Below are 17122 nucleotides of genomic sequence, written 5' to 3'. Positions count from 1 at the left end.
ACTCCTTTTAATATTAATTATTTTTATTATTCTTTATTTTATTATCATGCTTAGATCGCAAATAGAAAGTACTATTATATTCAAAGTCTTTTTCTATTTCTAAAAATTCATTTTTATCTAGTATTAACCCTACTCTTACCGCAATTACTTCACCTAGCGTGGTTTCTTCGCACGCTTTAAACTCTATTAATTTATCTGTACCGATTTCAATTTTTGCACATTCTAAGTTTAGTTTAGTAACACCAAAGGCTATAACTTCTGAATGGCTAACTGTAGAGCCACCCGTAGCATACTCCACTTCGCACACTAGCTTGTTATCTACGAGTGAGTAGGTTTCAGTAAAATTCTGCTGCATCTTTTTAGCTAAGCAGCTTTGTGTTTCCCTATCTGCGTTACTATTTATTTTGATACTTAGTTGAGTATTACTGCTAGTAGCATTAACTTTTTCTGCACCTCGAGTGCTTCTGGCTAAACTAGAAGTAATAAAGCTTAAAGACTCATACAGATTGCCATAGTCTTGCGTCAGGTTTTGTGCTCGGGTTATAGCGCTAACACTAGTAGCGATACCTGCCATAAGCAAAGCACCTAAAGCTAGGGTAATTAGCTGCTCTATTAAAGTAAAACCTTCTTGTTTAGCTTTATTTTTCAATTAATTACCCTTACAACCATCTTTTTCATATCGAACTATAAGACTCTGTTTTACTTCGTCTTTTTTTGCATTAGTGGGTTTTATAGTTAACTCAAACTCCCAGTAGCTATTCTCATCTAGAGTTCTTACTATTCTATTTATTTTATTCTCACCTGCTATTTCGTTTTGCGGATGATATACAGCTATTAAATCACTACGCCAACTCGCTCTTGAATCTTTAAAATGCTTGCTGCGCCATTCAGTTTCATGTTTTTCAATAAAAGCATCGAGCCCTTTATCAGTTGGATTATTTTCAATAAATTTTTTTCGTGCGTTTTCATCTTGCTTACTAAGGTAACAAGCATCAGCATTTAACCTAGCTTGCAGGTCTTGTGCATACAGCCCAGCTAGGTTTTTTTGGTGGGTTTCAAAACCCCTTTGTTGACTACCCACCTGCATAGTTACCACAGCGACTAAACCTAGGGTAATCACCAAGCCTGCGATTAGTACTTCTAGTAGAGTAAATCCTTGCTGTTTCATTTTATCTGCATTCACTCTTATCTAGTATTTCTCGAATACGCACTCGGCCATTAAAACAAACCTCAACCTGCCGCTTGAGCTTTTCAGTGCTTATTTCAAGGTAAACATCTTTATTTTCATCGCTGGGTTTTCGATTACCCCTAGATTCAAACTCAATTTTATTATCTTCTACACCCTTGAAAACCAAGCTAATTTGTTCATTTATTTCATGGTGTTGTTCAAGCTTCTGGTCAGTATCATTTACAGTAAAAGTACCTAATAAAACACTTGCGTCTTGGGTGCATTGCGTTGCCGTTTTACTTGTTATAAAACAAAGCCTAGCATCAGTTTTCAGGCGGGTTGCGTCATTTCGAGTATAAAGGAGGGCGCTATAGGCAGCGTTAGTTGCACTAACTAAGCGACTCTTTTCTAACATTGCTTGCCCTGAGGGTACTAGCACGCCTAGTGTTAGGGCAATTAACCCCAGCACAACTAAAAGCTCCAGCAGATTAAACCCTTGCTGTGGTGAAAAGTTTTTAGTGTTTCGATGAGTCAGCATGTAAGTCCCATCCTAGGTTACACAAAACAACTGTTACATAAAATAATATAGTTCACTATATTCATACACCCAAAGATAAGCAAGCAAGTCCTTTTTGTCCTTAATTTAAAATAAATCTTCTGGGTCAACATCCAAAGACCAGCGTACTCGGCGTGCTTCTGCACTACCTTCTAACCAAGCTAAAAGCCTTGCCATTAGACGGTGTAGAGGTGCACGTTTATTGGCATGTAAAAGTAATTGCATGTGATAACGACCCTGCCGCCTTTCCATGGGGGCTGGCACTGGACCTAAAAGGGTAACCCCTTCTTGATTCAGCAAGTTAGCCTGTTCAGCTAACAAGCGCATAAATTCTTCTACCTGTTCTGTTTTGGGTGCTTCTGCCCTTAACATGGCTAGGTAGGCATAGGGTGGCCAGTTAATTTTTTTTCTTTCTTCTAACAAATCTAGCGCCAGCGCTTCATAACCTTCGATGCATAGTTTTTCTAACCTAGGGTCATCGCTGTGATGCGTTTGAATAATCACTTCACCCGGTTTTTCTTCTCTACCTGCCCTGCCTGCCACCTGAATAATTAGCTGGGCAGTGCGTTCCATGGCTCGTGGATCGCTAGAATAAAGCCCATGATCTGCATTTAATAAGGTGGCTAGGGTTACATCAGGAAAATGATGCCCCTTAGCTAACATTTGTGTGCCTAATAAAATAGCAGGGCGCTGGCGAGCTACTTGATCTAGTTTGCTGGCTAGGTCGTTACGGTTTTTTACGCTGTCTCTATCTAGGCGAATAACAGGAATATCAGGGTAACGCGCTTGCAGTGTTTCTTCTGCCCTTTCTGTACCTGCACCCAAAGGCTTTAACTCTCCTTCAACACATTGTGGGCAGTTAGTGGGCAGGGGTTGTTGTTGATCGCAATGGTGGCAATGCAGTTTTGGGGGTTCTCTATGCCAAGTCATACGCGCATCACAATGCAAGCACCCTGCTATCCAACCGCAGCTAGTACACATTAATACTGGGGCAAAACCACGGCGGTTTAACAGCACCAGCACTTGGTTTTCTTCTTTTAAATGTTTATCCATGGCTAGAAGTAAAGGCTCAGAAAACCCACCGACTAAATGACGGTTACGTATATCGAGTAGCTTAGGCTCTGGCACTAGCACGCCTGCGCCTGGCCTTTGTTTTAAATGCAGCCAAAGGTAAGCCCCTTCTTTAGCCTTAGCCAAACTTTCTAGAGAAGGCGTTGCCGAACCCAGTAATACGGGGAGGTTTTCTTTTTTTGCACGTAAAATGGCTAAGTCTCTAGCCTGGTAGCGCACACCTTCTTGCTGTTTAAAGGATGAGTCATGCTCTTCATCAACAATAATTAAACCTAGCTTTGGCAGGGGTGTAAAAATAGCTGATCTTGTACCTAACACCACAGAAGCACGCCCTTCTAACGCACTACGCCAAGCCGTAAGTCGCTCTTTGTCTGCCATACCTGAGTGCATAGCTACCACTCGTCGATTAAAACGGCGTTCAAAACGCTTGAGGGTTTGTGGGGTTAAACCAATTTCGGGTATTAACACCAACACCTGCTTACCCTGCTCTAATAGGTGTTGAATTAACTGCAAGTAAACTTCTGTTTTACCGCTACCTGTAACACCTTGCAAAAGGGCAGGACTAAAAGCACCTACTTTACTAACCAGCAATTCCACTACCGCTTGTTGTTCACTGGTTAGTTTTAAGGGAACTTCGGCAAGCACACTGGTTGGAAGGTGCTCAGCAGGGGCTAGCTGGGGTAAGCCTACACCTTTTTTTTGTGTGGCCAGTTTTTGTAGTTCTATTAATTTTTTGCTTTCTAAGCCTTGCAGCATGGCTAGGGTAAAGCCTTCTGACTGCAAAGATTTTTGCGTTTTGGGAAGACCACTGGTTTGTAAAGTGCGTATTAAGGCTGCTTGGCGTGGTGCTCGCTTTAACGCTTCAATAGAAGTTGTACGACCTAATTCTGTTAACTGCCAACGTGGTTCTTGCGGTGGGTGTAAAGCTTGCCCTTGACGCAATAAAGCCGGTAAAGCAGCGCTAACCACCTCGCCAAGTGGTTGATGATAATAACTGGCTATCCAGCTTATAAAATCTAGATGCGGTTTAGAGAAGAGGGCTTTAGTGTCTAAATAGGTTAGTGCTGCTTTTATACGGTTAGCAGGTAGTTCACTGGTTTCTGTTATACCCATAACCAAGCCAATCATCTGTCGGTGACCAAAAGGAACTTTCACCCTTACACCTGCTACAGGCAAGGGTTCTCCTGCAACTGGCCAATAATCAAATAGGCGACGCAGGGGTGTTGGGAGGGCAACTTGGATTAACGGCATGAATTTACTCTAAAAGTGTTTGGTGCTTAGCCTTTTGCCTGTTAGAATACGCCACCTTAATTCCTATTGACACCCTATGCGGTGCCTGGCAAGAGATCAGGCGGCGGCGTAGCTTAACGAGGCTTACCATGAAAAAAGACATTCATCCTAAATATGCTCCTGTTGCAGCAACTTGCACCTGTGGCAACACTTTCACTATTAACTCTACCCTAGGTCAAGCTACAATTGACTTGGATGTATGCTCTAACTGCCACCCTTTCTACACTGGTAAGCAGAAGCAAGCAGCCACTGGCGGCCGTGTTGAGCGCTTCTCTAAGCGTTTTGGTGCTCGTTCTACTAAGTAATTTTTTACTTTTTCTAAGAACCAGAGTTCTTTTATCTAGGCTCTGGTTTTTTTATGCTTGTTTATTCCAAAAAAACATAAGCTTAGATGCAATCCCGCCTTTTACCCAGCTCAAATGCGCTTAAAACGCTTGTTTGAATGCAAAAAATTATATATGCTTCTTAGACCTTAGTAATGCTTGAGTACCAAAAAGCCACAAGCTTTTCGTACTGCAAGTCAACTTAAAACATCTTTCTTTTCATACTTCAACTAGTGAAAAAATTCTAATGCCTCAAGATATTAAGCAAGCAGCACTTGATTATCATGCTAAGCCAATTCCTGGCAAATTGAGTATCGAGCTAACCAAACCAGCAGCAACCGCTAAAGATTTAGCCTTGGCTTATAGCCCCGGTGTTGCTGAACCCGTACGTGAAATTGCAAGAGACCCTGAACTAGCTTACAAATACACAGGTAAAGGTAACCTTGTTGGTGTTATCACCGATGGTACTGCCATTCTTGGTTTAGGTAACCTAGGTCCTTTGGCTTCTAAGCCCGTTATGGAAGGTAAGGGCGTACTTTTTAAATGCTTTGCCGGTGTCAACTCTATGGACATCGAGGTGAATGCAGAAAGCCCACAAGCTTTTATTGATACGGTTGCCCGTATTGCAGACACTTTTGGTGGTATTAACCTTGAAGATATCAAAGCACCTGAATGCTTTGAAATTGAACGAGTGCTTATTGAACAGTGCAGCATTCCTGTTTTTCATGACGACCAACATGGTACAGCCATAGTAACGGCTGCCGGTATGCTTAATGCGCTAGAACTGGCTGGCAAAACAATTGAAGAAGCTAAAATTGTTTGCTTAGGTGCTGGTGCTGCCGCAATAGCGGGTATGAAGTTATTGGTGGCTTGCGGCGCAAAAAGTGAAAACATCTACATGCTTGACCGTCAGGGTGTTATTCATACTGACCGTGATGATCTTAACCAATACAAGGCAATGTTTGCTAACAATACATCCAAGCGCACCTTAGATGATGCACTTGATGGTGCTGATGTGTTTGTTGGTCTTTCTGGTCCTAACTTAATGAGCCCTGAACAGCTAAAACTTATGGCTCCTACGCCTATCGTATTTGCTTGCTCGAATCCTGATCCTGAAATCAACCCAGACCTTGCTCATGCCACTCGTAACGATGTCATCATGGCAACTGGCTGGTCTGACTACCCTAATCAGGTTAACAACGTTCTTGCTTTCCCATTTATTTTCCGTGGTGCGCTTGATGTACGCGCCAGCAAAATTAATGAAGAAATGAAAGTTGCTGCAGTACATGCACTTAAAGAACTAGCAAAAGAACCTGTACCTGCAGAAGTTTTAACCGCTTATGAGCTAGACGCTTTAGCCTTTGGCCCTGAATACATTATTCCTAAGGCTACGGATAAGCGTTTACTGGGTCGTATTTCTTCGGCGGTTGCTCAGGCAGCGGTTGATTCGGGTGTTGCTCGTCTACCCTTCCCAGCTCACTATCCGCTAGAAAGCGTCGAAGACGTTTACGGTAACTAGTTGGTAAAAGCTAGCAAACAAAACCGGAGCCTAGGCTCCGGTTTTTTTATGAATAAAAGACTGAAAAGTTAGTAATTAAAACAAGGCCTCAGGCGGTGGCGCATTACCCGATGGGCTGGTTTGGCCTTCTTCTTGTAAATTATTTTGGAAAGATTGCTCTGTCGACCTAGATTGCGGTACGCGTTCTTTATAGAAGATTTCAAACATTGCATCCTGCTGCCCTGGGCTAGCCAACAAGCCACTGGTAGGGTCTATTCTAACTGTCACCAAACCTTCAGGACGCTGCATTACCTTTTCTGGCTGGTTTTTTAGTGCAACTTCCATAAATTTTATCCACATAGGTAAAGCTAGGTTAGCACCATATTCACCCGTGCTGGATGGCTGATCGAACCCAGCCCAAACGCTGGCAACAACATCACCATTAAAGCCAGAGAACCAAGCATCGTGCAGTTCGTTAGTTGTACCTGTTTTACCTCGAATATCACTTCTTTCTAATGCTTTGGCACGCCTACCCGTACCATCATCAATAACATCACGTAAAATGGAATGCATGGTGTAAACAGCACGCTCATCTACTTTTCGTTTTGCGAGTGGATAAACAGTGCCTGCGAGGTTAATTGTTTCTTGCTCGGCAGGACAGTTACGGCACACTTTAGGCTTAATTGCCTGATAAAGTACTTCACCCTCTGCATTTTCAATACGAGTTACTAGGTGCGCTTCTACAGGATAACCACCATTGGCTAGCATGGCATAAGCACTGGTCATTTCTACTGGCGTTACGTTGGCACTACCCAAAGATAAAGATAAATCACGAGGCATGCGCTCTGAAGGAAAACCAAAACGGCTAATGTATTCTATTGCTCTACCTATACCTAAATAGTTAAGTACCCGAATAGAAATAAGGTTGCGTGACTTATATAAACCTTCGCGTAAACGTGTTGGACCATAAAAAGTTCCTGTAGAGTTTTGTGGCCGCCAAACATCTTCTAGCTGCTGGTCTTCAAAGACTACTGGTGCATCATTAATAATAGTCGCTGGCGTATAGCCTTTTTCTAAAGCTGCCATATAAACAAAAGGTTTAAAAACTGAACCTGCCTGACGAGCGGCTTGATCTGCACGGTTAAAACGACTTTGATTAAAATCGAAACCGCCTACTAGCGCAGTAATTTCACCTGTTTCTGTTTTCATGGCAACTAATGCTGCTTCTAAATTAGGCAGTTGGGCTAATTGCCAAGGCCGCTCTTTAGATGCTGTTTTCTGTAGCCTAACTAAATCGCCCTGTCCTGCTAAACGGTTGCCAGCGAGTGCTTTTCTATCTTTCCAAAAGGGCGAGTGGTAGCGGCCAGCCCAATCCCAGTCCTCAGGTACTAACTCTACTAGTTCACCGCCCTGTTTTAGCAGAAGTAATCGCTCTGCTTCGGCTTCCACCACTATGGCTGGCACTAGTTTTCCGTAAACGGGTGTGCTGTCTAAAACCCTTAACCAATAACTAACATCTAAACCCAAGGCTTCTTCTAACGGCTTCGCTCTAGGGTCTTGTAAAGCAAGCTGCACCTGCTCTAAGCCAGATTCAGTTGCTTCAATTTCAGCTAGGGCATCACCTTCCAAAACTTCTTGCTGCTCTACTAAAGGAATAGCTTGTTGCTCTACACCTCGCCAACCACGGCGTTTATCATAGTTTAATAAACCTTCTAAAATAGAATCATTAGCCGCTTTTTGTTGTTCACTAATAATGGAAGTATAAACTTTTAAGCCTTGGGTATAGGCCTTGTCGCCAAAAACGTCTAGGGTGAATTGACGAGCAGATTCAGCAACATAAGGGGCATTAATGTCTTGTTCTGGTGGGTAATAACGGGCAGTAACCGGGGCGCGAATGGCTTCTTCATAACTGTTATCATCCAAAGAGCCTAGGCTATACATGCGCGACAGTATCCAGTTGCGGCGTATCAAAGCGCGGCGCGGGTTAGCTAGGGGGTTATAAGATGAGGGCGCTTTAGGTAGACCTGCAATCATTGCTAGCTGAGCCAGGTTAAGCTCAGCTAGAGGTTTGCCATAATAAACCTCGGCTGCCGCCATTATGCCGTAGGCACGATTACCTAAGTAAATTTTATTAACGTACAGCTCTAAAATTTGTTGCTTACTTAACTGCTGCTCAATTCGTAACGACAAAAGAATTTCACGAATTTTACGGGCAAAAGTACGATCCCTAGTTAGAAGGTAGTTACGGGCTACCTGCATAGTAATGGTAGAACCACCTGACTGAATACGACCAGAGTTAATTAGCTGCACTGCTGCTCGTGCCAAGCCTTTTATATCAACACCTGGGTGCTCATAAAAACTGGCATCTTCTGCTGCCAATAAAGCATCAACATAGCGTCTAGGAATGGCATCATAGTTAATTCTTGTGCGGCGATGTTCACCAAATTCAGCCATCAACAAATTATCTGAAGTATAAATTCGCATAGGAATTTCTAACTGCTCACTTAGCAGGGATTCCATATCCTGTAGCTGAGCAACTTCTTGGTGTAGACTAGGTAAAAAGTACAAGACAATGGCAAAAGCCCAAGCGCCACCTATCCCTGTGCCAACAATCCCTAACCAAAACAAATACTTCAAAATATTTTTAAAAACACGCATAGTTTACCTAGCAGCAATAACGCCATATTTTACTTTTAAAATAGAGCGCAGATAATGACACAAAAACTAAGCAACGAACAATTGCGCATTTGCTTACGGTCTGATACAAATTGTAGCTAGAGTACATTAAAATGGCTTGTGCGCTTAATTTGTTCATTAAAGGATGAATGCAACACCATGTTCAGGATGCCCCCTCTACCTTTTTTTCGTCCTAAAAAGTTACCGCTGATAGGTATAGATATTACTAACTCAGCTGTAAAACTACTAGAAATACATCCTTATGGCGATAAGCTACAGGTTGCCAGCTATGGCGTTGCTCCTTTAGAAGGTGGTGCAGTAGCTGATCGCCGCATCAAAGATTATAAGTCAGTTGCCCGTAGTATTAAACGCGTCATCGATCGCACACAACCCAGTACAACACGTACCGCAGTGGCTGTTCCAACGGCGGCAGTTATTACTCGCACTCTAAGCTTGCCTGTTGAGTTAAATGACGATGAAATGGAAGCGCTTGTCATGGAAGAGGCAGAACAGCATGTTCCCTACCCTCTGAACGAAGTTGCTATCGACTTTCAGCGCCAACCACCACTTAACCCTGATGATGACAACCAACCTGTTCTTTTGGTTGCTTGCCGTAAAGAAGTTACTGATCAGCTAGATTACGTTTTAGAAGAAGCAGGCTTGGAACCCATAGTAACTGACGTTGAAAACTTGGCTATGGAAAGGTCTCTAGGCTTATTACTAAACAAACTTCCTAAACAAGAAGAAAACCTAATTGTGGCTGTTGCTGATGTCGGCGCAACTAGCACAACACTTAATATACTCAGAGATGGTGAGACTATTTATAGTCGCGATCAAATTTTTGGTGGCAAGCAGCTAACAGATGAAATCCAACGCTTTTATGGTTTGTCACGCGAAGAAGCAGGTTTTGCTAAGAAGAAAGGTAACTTGCCTGCAGATTATTACACCGAATTATTAGAACCTTTTAAAATTGCTTTAATTCAGCAGGTTGAACGCCAACTCCAGCTTTTTTATTCATCCAGTTCTTACCACGATATTGACTACCTAATTCTTGCAGGCGGGTCTTCAGCAATTGATGGCTTGCCAGACCTTGCACACCAGCAGCTAGGTTGCCCTACCTACATTGCCAACCCTTTTGTTGATATGCTTTTAAGTAACAAGGTAGATGCTAAAGCCTTGGCACAAGATGCGCCAGCAATGATGATTGCTTGTGGCCTAGCCATGAGGGTTTGGTCATGACAAATATAAATATAGGCATCAATCTAAGGCCTTGGCGTGAAGAAAGGCGCCAAAAGCAACAGAAAACCTTTGCTCAACTCAGTTGGTTGGCTTTAGTGGTTGGCTTACTTATTAGTGTTTTGCTGTGGCAAAGCACCAAGGCTTCTATAGCCATTATTCAAGACGAAAATCAGTTTATAAAAACACGTATGACCCTGTTAGATAAAGAAATTAAAGAAGTGGCTAACCTACGTGAAAAGCGCCAGCAACTACTTAAACGCATAGAGGTTATTCAAAAGCTACAAGATAACCGCAGCGTAACGGTTGAAATAATGGATCAACTGGCGAGCAGTATTAATAGCGGCATTTATTTGATTGAAATAAAGCGTAACAACAACCAAATTTTAATAGAAGGCCATGCCAACCCATCACAAGCTGTTGCCGCTTGGATGCGTAACCTAAAAAAACAGCCTCGCTTTAATGAACCTGTTTTACGCAGCCTAACCACTGATGATAAGTCTAACTTAACTCATTTTGATCTTTTGCTACCCTTAAGGGATTCAAAACAATGAAAAAGTGGCTAGCAAACTCTGTAGAAAGCATCGCTTGGTTTAATCAGGCTAAAATTAACCTTAAGCATTGGCTTAAAGGCCAACTTAGAGCCATAAAAAAGCTAGAGCGTGATGACCTAGACCTAGCCAATGCAGGTCAGTGGCCAGATTCAGTTAAAATATTCTCCTTAATATGCATTGTTGCTGGGGTTGTTTTTGCAAGCCACTGGTTACTGCTTAGCAATTATAAAGAAGAGCTTAACCTTGCCCGCCAAGAACAAACGCAGCTATTAGAAGATTACCGCCTACGCTCGTTTCAAGCCGCAAACCTACCTGCCTATCAGCAGCAAATGCGTATTATGGAAGAGACTTTTTCAGGCCTATTAGCTTTTCTGCCAACTGGCAATGAAATTCCTCGCCTGCTTGATGATATTCAGCAGCTTGCAGGCACACAGCGCTTAGAAATACTGGAACTTAACCTAAAAGATGCTGAAGATAATAATTTTTATAGCCAGCTACCCTTTGAGCTAGTGGTACGTGGCGACTTTCATCGCCTTGCTAATTTTATGGCAGGCATGAGTAACCTTGACCGAATTATTACCCTGCACAACTTTACTCTTAAACCTGTAAAACCAGGTTCAAGCAGTTTAAACCTAGTTGTAGATGCTCAAACCTACCGTTACGACCAGCAAGGAAAAAAGGCTAATGAAGGGAGAAGAGATTAATGCATGGTTTATTGCTTTTACCTTTAATTCTTCTATTGGCTGCCTGTGGTGATTCAACCCCAACCACCAGTATTGAAGAACAGCTAAACGAGCTACGTACTAGGCCTCAAGGACAAATTGAACCCTTACCTAATTTTCCAGAAACAGTAAAAGCCCAGTATCAGCAGCAAGAAAGGGACCCTTTTTTACCAACAAAAAGTGCAGTTAGAAACAGTGGTCTGTCTGCCCCTGACTTAAACAGACCATTGGACAGACTAGAAGCCTGGGATTTAAGCCAACTTTCTTTACGTGGCACCATGAAACGAGGCGAACAAATAAAAGCCCTAATAATTACCCCAGACAACCAACTAGTGTCTGTTACAAAAGGCGATCGCATGGGCAAGGATCACGGCACCATTATTCATCTAGATAAAAACAGCATAACACTAAGAGAGCTTATTCCTTCTGGCTCAGAGTGGCATGAACGTGAACAAACAATATTTATATCCAAGTAGGTTTTTTATATGACTGTTAACTTTCACCCCAAAGCCTGGCTACTTGTTTTTTTATTGCTTGGACTTTTGTTCCCTTTTACAGCTTTAGCTAATAAGGCTCAGATTACTGGCATTGATTTTCAGCGCACCCATCAGGGTAACGCTAGAATTTTATTAAATTTTTCTGCCCAGCCCTCCTTACCTGAAGCAGAACAATTTAATAAAGGATTAAGACTGAAGTTTCCTGCCACAGAAATTAATTATGATTTAGTTAATCTCTATGACACCAATGATTTTGCTACCCAAGTAGATCAACTAGAACTTTTTCAAACAGGCGCAAGAGCTGAACTTCTTATTAATATAAAAGGCGAATTTAGTTACCTGCTAAACACACGTGATAACCAGTTACAAATAGAAATTGCTGCTACTAGTCTTAGCCAAGCAGCAGCAACGCGAGCGCCCGGTAACTCCGCATTTCGTTATACTGGTGATCTAGTATCTCTAAGTTACCACGATATCCCCGTGCGTGAATTACTGGCTGAATTAGCTGCATTTTTAGGTTTAAACCTAGTAGCAGGTGAAAATGTTACTGGCAATATTACCCTACAACTTGAAGACATCCCTTCAGACCAAGCTTTGGATATAGTGCTTATATCCCAAGGTTTAGCAAGTCGCCAGCAAGACAGCATCTTGCTTGTAGCGCCTGCACAAGACCTGATAGATTTAGAAGAGCAACAACATAAAGCAAGGCAGTCAGCCATTAAGGTCAGCCCGCTTGAAGATGCTTTTATTAAAATTCGTTATGCCGATGCCACAGCCTTACAAACATTTATTCTTGGTGATCAGGTAGAAGCAGCACCCCCTAGCGGTATTGGTGCTGGCTTGCTGGGTAGCCTGCCTCTTCCCAACTTTAACCAAGAAGAAGCTAGTCCTCAGACCACACGGCGCTTTTTATCAGACCGCGGTCACCTATTGGTAGATAATCGGACTAACACGCTTTATGTACGGGACACAGCTGAACAGGTTAACCGCATTAAAGAAATTATTAAAACGCTGGATGTACCTGTAGATCAGGTAATGATTGAAGCCAGAATTGTGGTTGCTCGTACTGGCGTAGGTGAAGAACTAGGTGTTAGCTGGGGTGTGCGTAGCAGCCCTAAAGCTGGCTTAGGTCAATTTAATACGGAAAGATCAACCACGCGTGGTGGCTTAGAAAACGAGAATTTTTTACAAGCTGACCGGGGTACTAGTATAGACTTCAACCCAGCCACAGGGGCTAACTTTGGTTTTGTATCTAGCAAACTATTGCTCGATTTAGAATTAGCAGCCTTAGAAACCGAAAACCGTAGCGAAATTATTTCCCAGCCTAAGGTTATTACCTCTAACCGCAATAAAGCCGTTATTCGATCAGGTGAAGAAATTCCCTACACCTCTGTTGATAGTGATGGAGAGCGTACAACGGATTTCCGCCAAGCAGAACTACGCTTGGAAGTAACCCCTCAAATTGTAGGTGATGGGCGTATTTTTCTAAACCTACAGGTCAATAATGATAGTAGGGGCGAAGAAACGGCTACAGCAGGCCCAACCATCAATACTAATGCAGTAGAAACCCAAGTATTGGTAAATAACGGTGAAACTATTGTAATAGGTGGTATATTCACCTCACAAAAACTAGAAGGTGAAACAAAAGTTCCCTTTCTAGGCGACATTCCTTTAATTGGCTGGCTGTTTCGTAGTTCCTATAGCAACCAAGAAAAAGTAGAATTACTGGTTTTTATTACTCCAAGAATGCTTAATGATGCTCTGGTTAGAAACTAATGCAGGATGAACCCAAGTGTAACTCGCTTACCAATATTTTTTTAATCGGCTCTATGGGCGCTGGTAAAAGCACGCTCGGCCGCTTGTTAGCCAGTGCTTTAAAACGTCCTTTTTATGATTCAGACAGGGTGATAGAAGAGCGTTGTGGTGCTAGCATCCCTTGGATTTTTGATTTAGAAGGCGAAGAAGGTTTTCGTTTGCGTGAAACCCAAGTAATTGATGAGTTAACTCAAGAACAAGGCATCGTTCTTTCAACTGGTGGTGGCAGTGTCTTAAAAGAAGAAAACCGCCAATTTTTGAAAGAGCGAGGTGTGGTTATTTTTTTACGTACCACGGTTGAACAGCAGCTTTTACGCACAAGTAAAGACCGTAGTCGGCCACTGCTACAAACAGAAAACCCACGTGCACGACTTGAAGAACTTAAAGAAATACGTGACCCACTTTACTTAGCTACAGCTCACTTAATTGTTGATACTGACCAACGTCCACCACGCCAAGTAATGCAAGCTATTAAACAACAGTTAATGCAGTACATGTAATTATAAAAATTTACTGGAATACTCATGCAAAGCCTGAACTTAGACCTTGGAGAACGCAGTTACTCCATTCATATTGGCCCGCAACTCCTTGAGAAGCCAAACTTAATTTTGCCTCAATTAAGCGGCAAACAACTACTAATTGTTAGCAACACAACTGTTGCACCACTTTACCTAGAAAAACTAAAAGCCAGCCTAAGCCAAGCTAAGCCAGACTTAATAATTAAAACCTGCATTCTCCCTGATGGTGAAGCTTATAAAAACCTTGAAAACCTACAAAAGGTTTGGGATACACTGCTTAAAGAAGGCTTTAACCGCAAGGCAACACTACTCGCCCTAGGTGGTGGTGTGGTGGGCGACATGACTGGTTTTGCAGCTGCCTGCTATCAGCGTGGCGTTAATTTCATTCAAATGCCTACAACACTTTTATCTCAGGTTGATTCATCAGTTGGTGGTAAAACCGGTGTAAACCATCCTTTAGGTAAAAATATGCTGGGTGCTTTTTGGCAACCCCGCCTAGTGCTTGCCGATACAGATGTATTAAAAACACTGCCCAGCCGCGAACTTGCTGCGGGAATGGCTGAAGTTATTAAATATGGTTTATTAGGCGATTTAGCATTTTTAGAGTGGCTTGAAGCTAACATTGCTGGCCTTATGTCAGGTGCCAGCCAACTAGTTAGTGAAGCCATTGCCCGTTCCTGTCAATGTAAAGCTGATATCGTTGCAGAGGATGAACGTGAAGGTGGCAAGCGTGCCCTGTTAAACCTAGGTCATACCTTTGGTCATGCCATAGAAACTGAAATGGGCTATGGTCAGTGGCTGCATGGCGAAGCTGTGGCTTGCGGTATGTGGTTAGCGGCAGATTTGTCCCGCCGCCTAGGCTGGTTAACCTTAGCCGATGTAAAGCGGGTAGAAAAAATCTTGCTTGCTGCTAACTTACCCGTAAAGCCCCCAAAAGAAATGACCCTTGCTAGTTTTTTACAGCATATGGCTGTGGATAAAAAGAATGTAGATGGGCAATTAAGGCTCATTCTTTTAAGGCAACTAGGTCAGGCTGAACTGGTAGAATTCAATGAATTGCCCTTGTTAGAAGAATGCCTAACCGATGCACTTACAAAAACGCACTCGCTTTAACCAGTGACGCGTTCTACTGAACCTTCTGATATGATTAAATGCTAATCTTTAGCCAACGCATAATGTCCACGGAGTCGCTGGCATGCAACCCAGGGAACCATCACTAAATAGTCCAACACCGTTTAATGAACAAGCACTTTTATTAGAGCATGTTAATGATGCTGCTGTTTTTTATTCGGGGAAGCAACATGGTAAACACCTAGATTTACTGCTTCATCTTAGTCGTTATAGCAACCTGCTGTTGACCGTTACTGGTCAGCAAGGCAGCGGTAAAACTCACCTAAAAAATCGTATGCTGCAACAGCTCGATTCTGGTGTGGTAGTAAGCCTGCTCGATGCAAATAAAACCGCATCTGCGGCACAATTGTTGCCAACCCTTGCTCAAAACTTAAATATAGAAATACCTGCCAAGGCAGACTTTGATTTCTACCTTGCCGAAATTCGTAATTTCAGCAGCCAATTAAGTGAAGAGGGTGGAAGCTGCTTAATAGTTATAGATAACGCAGAAAACCTAGAACAAGATGCAATTAATCTGCTTCTTGATCTTGCCACTACCACTAGCGATAACCTTAGGCCCCACCTAGCCTTGTTTGGTAAGCAAGCACTTTTCACTAAGCTGCATCAAAAAGAGAATCTTGCTCGTTTTGAATCGGTAGGCCACCATCTACCACTAGAAGCATTTAATGAGGCTGAAGCTAGAAACTACCTAGAGCACCGCTGCAATAGTGTTGGTATAGATACGCTACCCTTAGATGACAAACAGTTTGCTAGGGTTTACCAAGCAGCTAAAGGGCTACCTGGGCTATTAAATACTGCTCTAGTTGAAGAATTAAGAGCAGGTGCTAGCCAAACGGGTCTTGTGCCAAGTAAAGCCCCTGCTAAAAATGCCAAAACTAAAACTAAAGCTACGCCAAAGCCCAAAAAAGCTAAGGCAGCACAAAAAAGCAAACTACCTTTTTGGCCTTTACTTCTAGCGACTAGCCTAGTGGCACTGCTTGTGGTTGGGTACCTTTATAAAGATCAACTCACGCCTAGCTCTGTGCCAGACACTAGCTTAATTAGTCGTTCACAAGAAATACGTCAAAATGATGCGGCATGGCAGCCACCTGCCTTAGCCGAACAAACCCTGCCTACAGAGCCTTCAACAGAGACTCCAAGGGTTACTGAGCCTCTGGTTGAAATTGAAGAACCTCCAGTAATCACTGAAGAAACACCGCTAGTAGAGCAGCAACAGCCTGAACTCGTCACCCAGGTTGAAGAAAGCCCTCTTGATTTACCCGATGACACGCCTATTGCAGCTACAGCCCCGCAGGTTAAAGAAGCACCTAAAAAACCTGCTGAACCTAAAAAAGTTACACCTAAACAGGTGGCAACCCCCAAAGCTGCAACCTGGGTTGATAAAGGCGCTAGGCGTGAAGCCACCTTAATGGCTAAACCAGCTAACCATTACACCTTGCAAATGATGGGTAGCCTAGATGAAGCCAGTGTTAAAAGCTTTATTGAAGCACAAGTAACTAACCGCTCAGACTTCTCTTATTTTGAAGGACGCTACAAAGGGCAACCTTGGTATGTGGTTGTTTATGGTGACTATGCAAGCCGTGATGAAGCCTTAGCAGGAATACAAAAACTACCTAAAGGTTTGCAGAAGCAGCGCCCTTGGGCTAGAAGCTACCAAAGCGTGCAAGAAGATATTCGTAGCCATTAATTTTTTAAAAGGTTAGCCTTTACTGGAGCAACAAATGAACCTTAGACCCCGTTTACAAGGCGTTACCCCTGACGGTAAGCGCATAGACCTACCAGATTTAGCTGAAATTGAAGTGATTTGGGATGAAGGCTTGCCTGCAACCATCTTAATTAGCCCAGATTATTTAGAAGGCAGTAGCCTATCTATTGAAGTGGGTAGCGAAGAAAATGATCAGCATAATGTTGAAGAGTATGGGGTGCTTGTTTTACGTCCAGGTTCTTGCAATGTGCTAGATATAGAAGTTGAAACTCATGCTATGGAAGCAACTGAGGAATAACTTTAACCACTTCAAAAAGGAAGGCTCCTAGCAACTAATACTAGGAGCCTTCTTTGGTTTGGAG

Annotated in this window: 16 protein-coding genes; 11 read left to right on the top strand and 5 right to left on the bottom strand. The window is 42.8% G+C overall.

The features are described from left to right. Window positions 1–13: 13 nt before the first annotated feature. The 4 genes from H571_RS0102730 to H571_RS0102715 all read right to left on the bottom strand — a co-directional run bounded on the left by H571_RS0102730 (window position 14) and on the right by H571_RS0102715 (window position 4046). Window positions 14–649, bottom strand: coding sequence for a PilW family protein (locus tag H571_RS0102730; RefSeq protein WP_027847969.1), 636 nt, complete (start codon window positions 647–649; stop codon window positions 14–16). Beyond that, a complete protein-coding gene (locus H571_RS0102725; protein ID WP_027847968.1) occupies window positions 650–1168 on the bottom strand; it encodes a type IV pilus modification PilV family protein in 519 nt (172 codons plus the stop codon). A 1-nt stretch (window position 1169) separates the two neighbouring features. Beyond that, complete coding sequence (locus H571_RS0102720) at window positions 1170–1706, bottom strand: prepilin-type N-terminal cleavage/methylation domain-containing protein (RefSeq protein ID WP_027847967.1); 537 nt, start codon at window positions 1704–1706, stop codon at window positions 1170–1172. A 105-nt stretch (window positions 1707–1811) separates the two neighbouring features. Next, the gene (locus H571_RS0102715; protein ID WP_027847966.1) at window positions 1812–4046 is read right to left on the bottom strand and encodes a primosomal protein N'; all 2235 of its coding nucleotides are present in this window, start codon (window positions 4044–4046) and stop codon (window positions 1812–1814) included. Window positions 4047–4174: 128 nt separating this feature from the next. Here H571_RS0102715 and rpmE point away from each other — a divergent pair, with 128 nt between their 5' ends. Both rpmE and H571_RS0102705 read left to right on the top strand, forming a co-directional pair. Continuing rightward, complete coding sequence (gene rpmE / locus H571_RS0102710; protein ID WP_027847965.1) at window positions 4175–4390, top strand: 50S ribosomal protein L31; 216 nt, start codon at window positions 4175–4177, stop codon at window positions 4388–4390. Window positions 4391–4655: 265 nt separating this feature from the next. Then, the gene (locus H571_RS0102705; RefSeq protein WP_027847964.1) at window positions 4656–5927 is read left to right on the top strand and encodes a malic enzyme-like NAD(P)-binding protein; all 1272 of its coding nucleotides are present in this window, start codon (window positions 4656–4658) and stop codon (window positions 5925–5927) included. A 75-nt stretch (window positions 5928–6002) separates the two neighbouring features. Here H571_RS0102705 and H571_RS0102700 read toward each other — a convergent pair whose 3' ends face one another. Then, on the bottom strand, window positions 6003–8564 hold the full coding sequence (locus tag H571_RS0102700; protein ID WP_027847963.1) for a penicillin-binding protein 1A: 2562 nt from the start codon (window positions 8562–8564) through the stop codon (window positions 6003–6005). Window positions 8565–8741: 177 nt separating this feature from the next. Between H571_RS0102700 and pilM the strand changes: the two genes are divergently transcribed. The 9 genes from pilM to H571_RS0102655 all read left to right on the top strand — a co-directional run bounded on the left by pilM (window position 8742) and on the right by H571_RS0102655 (window position 17058). After that, on the top strand, window positions 8742–9821 hold the full coding sequence (gene pilM / locus H571_RS0102695) for a type IV pilus assembly protein PilM (protein ID WP_245562313.1): 1080 nt from the start codon (window positions 8742–8744) through the stop codon (window positions 9819–9821). Continuing rightward, entirely contained in the window at window positions 9818–10372 is a 555-nt protein-coding gene (locus H571_RS0102690; protein WP_027847961.1) for a PilN domain-containing protein, read from the top strand. Before pilM ends, H571_RS0102690 begins: the two co-directional genes overlap by 4 nt. Then, window positions 10369–11076, top strand: a complete 708-nt coding sequence (locus H571_RS0102685) for a type IV pilus inner membrane component PilO (RefSeq protein ID WP_051168095.1) — start codon at window positions 10369–10371, stop codon at window positions 11074–11076. Before H571_RS0102690 ends, H571_RS0102685 begins: the two co-directional genes overlap by 4 nt. Further along, the gene (locus tag H571_RS0102680; protein ID WP_027847959.1) at window positions 11076–11570 is read left to right on the top strand and encodes a pilus assembly protein PilP; all 495 of its coding nucleotides are present in this window, start codon (window positions 11076–11078) and stop codon (window positions 11568–11570) included. Before H571_RS0102685 ends, H571_RS0102680 begins: the two co-directional genes overlap by 1 nt. A gap of 9 nt (window positions 11571–11579) precedes the next feature. Continuing rightward, on the top strand, window positions 11580–13367 hold the full coding sequence (locus H571_RS13965) for a type IV pilus secretin PilQ (RefSeq protein ID WP_051168094.1): 1788 nt from the start codon (window positions 11580–11582) through the stop codon (window positions 13365–13367). Further along, a complete protein-coding gene (gene aroK, locus H571_RS0102670; RefSeq protein ID WP_027847958.1) occupies window positions 13367–13906 on the top strand; it encodes a shikimate kinase AroK in 540 nt (179 codons plus the stop codon). The genes H571_RS13965 and aroK overlap by 1 nt, the downstream gene beginning before the upstream one ends. 24 nt (window positions 13907–13930) lie before the next feature. After that, window positions 13931–15037, top strand: coding sequence for a 3-dehydroquinate synthase (gene aroB / locus H571_RS0102665; RefSeq protein WP_027847957.1), 1107 nt, complete (start codon window positions 13931–13933; stop codon window positions 15035–15037). A gap of 82 nt (window positions 15038–15119) precedes the next feature. Continuing rightward, window positions 15120–16742 (top strand): AAA family ATPase, encoded by a 1623-nt coding sequence (locus H571_RS0102660; protein ID WP_027847956.1) that lies wholly within the window; start codon window positions 15120–15122, stop codon window positions 16740–16742. Between the two features lie 34 nt (window positions 16743–16776). Continuing rightward, on the top strand, window positions 16777–17058 hold the full coding sequence (locus H571_RS0102655) for a hypothetical protein (RefSeq protein ID WP_027847955.1): 282 nt from the start codon (window positions 16777–16779) through the stop codon (window positions 17056–17058). Window positions 17059–17122 lie beyond the last annotated feature (64 nt).

Source organism: Marinospirillum minutulum DSM 6287 (assembly GCF_000422325.1).
GTDB classification, from domain to species: domain Bacteria; phylum Pseudomonadota; class Gammaproteobacteria; order Pseudomonadales; family Halomonadaceae; genus Marinospirillum; species Marinospirillum minutulum.
Note: the sequence above shows the minus strand (reverse complement) of the source record. Positions and strands in the feature narration are given on the sequence as shown.